General features: G+C 39.6%; 3 protein-coding genes. All 3 read left to right on the top strand.

Annotated features, from left to right (window positions below):
• Window positions 1-468: 468 nt before the first annotated feature.
• Window positions 469-1206, top strand: coding sequence for a hypothetical protein (locus tag ABFC98_04245; protein MEN6445239.1), 738 nt, complete (start codon window positions 469-471; stop codon window positions 1204-1206).
• 650 nt (window positions 1207-1856) lie between these two features.
• Entirely contained in the window at window positions 1857-2213 is a 357-nt protein-coding gene (locus tag ABFC98_04250; protein ID MEN6445240.1) for a WG repeat-containing protein, read from the top strand.
• A 6-nt stretch (window positions 2214-2219) separates the two neighbouring features.
• Window positions 2220-2873, top strand: a 654-nt coding sequence (locus ABFC98_04255) for a WG repeat-containing protein (GenBank protein MEN6445241.1), incomplete at its 3' end; no start/stop codon positions are given.

Consider the following 2873-nt stretch of genomic DNA (forward strand, 5'->3'; position numbering starts at 1 on the left):
AATGAAGTTTGGCAGCTCAGTATGTAGCCGGTGGCAGTTGCGGCAAAAGGCTCTCGGCACAAGAAGCTGAACCTTGATACCACATCCGAGCCGAACTATGCGAGGATGTGGTCATAACCGGAAAGCGGTTCACCGCAACAAGGGCAGATGGGAAAATCCTTACTGGTAACAAAAAATATTTGATTTAGAATTGAATTTTATTTCGTAACGTGATAGTATGACCATGTTGTTTATTGGTAGCCACGTTGCGAGAACTTGTTCAGGGCACTCGCAGCGTGGCTTTCCTATTTCACCCCGGTACCAGTTATTTGTTGGAATTATATACCGAGATAAGTGACAATGCAAGAGAGCATTTTTAGTCTGCTATGGACAAGACCGCTGAGCACGGCATGGTCAAAGGAAGTTAGCAGCTACACAACATCATTATGGCATAAAGGTTTTTGTGGCATGAATTAGGGAGGTTTTCTGATGAACATAAAAAAATGGTTTATCAATTTTGGAGACCCTTTAATTTTATATAATAGAAGAACAGGAGAACCAGAGCCTTCTGTTATGAAAAGCCTCGACTATGATTTCGCAGTTTCTAGGTATAGTAGAACGGATTTTCGCTATGAGTTTGTTAACGCTTATATTGCCTATGTAAAGAAGTTTTATAATAAATTTATTTATAATTGTAAACTAGAACGTCCGCGAAATGACGCTGAATTTTTGAATTTCTATATTTACATGGAAGATCCTGGCCCTGAAATTCAATACCGAATTGAAAATCCAAATCATAAATATATTTTGGCATTTTATGAGGTGTTAATTAAATGTAAGTTGCAAGGAATTACTAAAGATATGCGGATTCAATTTATTTTGAAAGACATAGTGGAAATTATGAAAGCAACTGCAGTTGCGAAAGCATGGCAAGAGATTCATGAACCAATAGAAGAATTATTTCCTGAATGTACGTATTTATGTAGTTGGGGAAGATATTTTTACGTGTTCATTCATACTGAGAAATATGAAGTGATCTTAAAAGATAAAGCGAGATTGGAAGAAATTAAAAAATATTGCTTTGAGGCAGTCAAACGATATGATAGGGATAATGTTTGGAAGTATGAAGAATATCGTATTAAAGTAGATAATGATAAGATATATCAGGAAATTGGCGGAGGAAATTATTTCAACAGTGATGCAATGAATTTATGCCGATGTATTTGATTATCTTATATTTCGGGAGTGGGGAAGAATATCTGAAGTAGACAAGAATAATGGAAAGAGCATTACGTGCGATTCCAAAGAGATTAAATGCTTCTTTGTAATCGTTGCTTTTAAACTCTTGATAGCAAATATTTTCCATCGTACCACTCCAAAGTTGTATTATTTTTCCGGCACATTAACAATATCTCCGTCGACTAGCTTCTGCGCTAAATTAATAAAGTCCACGCTACCTTCCTCAGTTACTCCACCGGCTTCTTGCACAGCATCGACAGCCCGGCTGCCGGGAGATAGGTAGTAGGAGCCTGGATGTTGAATATGGCCGGTAACTCGTACCCTTATTTTAGATAAGGGTAGAGCAATATAAACTAGTAGCTGAATGGACAGGAGTCCGGAGAGGCTCACCTCCACCATCTAAATCCCGATTTTTTATAAAAATATGTGATTATAAGCATAAGCTCGCCAGATTGGCGAGTTTATGCTTATATTTATGTGTGGCGATGTTATGCTTAATAAATTTTCTGAAAGATACCAAATTGGGAACCACTTTATGGCAGGATTTTTTTCTTATAATGGAATATATATCCAAATAGGTAGTTTTAGATAAACAAGCTCGTATGCGGGTAAAGCACGAGTATGAGAGGATGGTAGATTTGCGATTCCAAGTAAAGAGGATTATTTTATACTCGGTTATGGCTTTAGTAATTACCTCGGGTAGCCAGGTAACTGCGCAACCTGACTATGATTATCGCGATGTTATATCCTACAACGAAGGCTTGCCTGATGGCAGAAAGTTCGGGGCAATGCTGATAACAACCGGTAAGTGGGTCATTCCACCACAGTATGATTATGAACTAACTTTTGAGAAAAATAATCTGGCAATAGTTAAAACAGGTGGGAAAGCGGGTCTTATCGACATTACGGGGAAGATGGTAGTTACACCGCAATATGACGACATAAGGGAATTTGTCGGCGATGATTTGGCACAAGTGAAGTTGAAGGGTAAATAGGGTTTTATAGACAGGGAAGGCAGGTTAGTGATTGTACCACAGTATGAAATCAATAGTTGGCCCTTTAGGGAAGGAACCGTGCCTGCTAAGCTTAACGGTCAGTGCGGGTTTATTGATAGAACAGGCAATTTTATAGCTCTTCCTGAATGTGAAGAGGTTGACCGCTTTCATCAAGGTTTAGCCAAGATAAAACAAGACGGAAAATGGGGTTTTATCAATAGCACAGGAATGTACGTAGCTTTTCCGCAGTTTGAAGATGTTGATTACTTCAGTGAAGGGCTCGCCAAAGTAAAGCAGGGTGGCAAATGGGGTTTTATTGATCAATCAGGCAATATCGCGGTCGGCTTCTCGTATGATAACGTGGGATTTTTCAAGGAAGGGCTTGCCCCTGTAGAGAAAAACGGAAAGTGGGGCTTTATTGACAAATCCGGCCGGGTGGTAATATCGTTGGACTACGAGTCTGCCGAATGCTTTCGGGACGGATTGGCGCAAGTGAAAAAAGAAGGTTTTTACGGCTTTGTTGACCATAACGGAAAAATAGCTGTACCGTTGCGTTTTTTCAGGCTATCTTGGTTTTCCGAAGATTTGGCGGTTGCAGCAACACCCGAAGGACTGGGGTACATCAATAAATCGGGATTAATGGTTATTGCGCCGGGTTTT

The organism is Candidatus Cloacimonas sp., assembly GCA_039680785.1.
Lineage (GTDB): Bacteria > Cloacimonadota > Cloacimonadia > Cloacimonadales > Cloacimonadaceae > Cloacimonas.

Bases quoted from the DNA above. Each gene is read 5' to 3' on its own strand.
- ABFC98_04245 (MEN6445239.1), top strand. From the start codon at position 469: ATGAACATAAAAAAATGGTTTATCAATTTTGGAGACCCTTTAATTTTA.